Source organism: Enterobacter sp. T1-1, from assembly GCF_000710795.1.
In the GTDB taxonomy this organism is placed as follows: Bacteria; Pseudomonadota; Gammaproteobacteria; order Enterobacterales; family Enterobacteriaceae; genus Enterobacter; species Enterobacter cloacae.
In genome coordinates this window covers 1-793 of record NZ_JALW01000107.1, presented here as the reverse complement: position 1 = coordinate 793, position 793 = coordinate 1, and the positions used below count along the sequence as shown (strand labels likewise).

Annotated in this window: 1 protein-coding gene; it reads right to left on the bottom strand. The window is 58.6% G+C overall.

What is annotated here, in order from left to right:
* The coding region (locus AK59_RS01000000123985) for an Ig-like domain-containing protein (RefSeq protein ID WP_032618773.1) at positions 1–793 on the bottom strand (793 nt) is incomplete at both ends.

Here is a 793-nt window from a genome sequence, read left to right as displayed (position 1 = left end):
CGGCCTGCACTTTCGCGGTGCCAATCACCTTGTCGCCGTTGTAGACGGTGATGGTGTTGCCCGGCTCTGCGCCCGTCCCCTTGATCAGCGGACGGTTGTCGTCGGTTTCTTCGCCGGAGGCAATCACGCCTGCGGTGTTCACGTCGTCATAGACTTCGGTGATCGCCAGCTTGCTGGCGTCAGGCGCGGTGTAGTCGGTGATCAGTACAAAATCATCTGATTCCGGACCCGTGTTACCGGCCTTATCGGTTGCGGTAGTGGTGATATGGTGCTCACCCTCTGGCAGCGCGGTGGTTGGCGTAAATTGCCAGCCGCCATTTTCGTCCACCATGGTAGAACCAATCAGCTCCCCGTTATCATAGATATCGACACGGCTGCCCGGCTCTGCGGAACCTTTAAAGGTTGGGTTCGCATCATCGGTGGTGCTACCGCTGCTCAGATCGCCACGGCTGGAGCCGACGTCATCAGTCGCAACACCAATAACCGGTTTTTCCGGTGCCACGGTATCGACAGAGATATCAAAGGACGGAGAGGTCACGTCGTTTCCGGCCGGGTCTTTGGAAATCACGGTCAGGCTGTGATCGCCATCGGCCAGATCCTGTTCAGGAGTGAAGGTCCAGTTGCCGTCCGGATCCACCACGGTGGAGCCCAGTACATCGTCGCCATCCATGATGGTTACGGTGCTGCCTGGCTTACCTTTACCGCTCAGTTCAGGACGTGCGTCATCGGTCACGGTGCCTGGCTTCAGGTTGCCCACGATCGGCCCCTGATCATCCACCACTTCACCCACGGT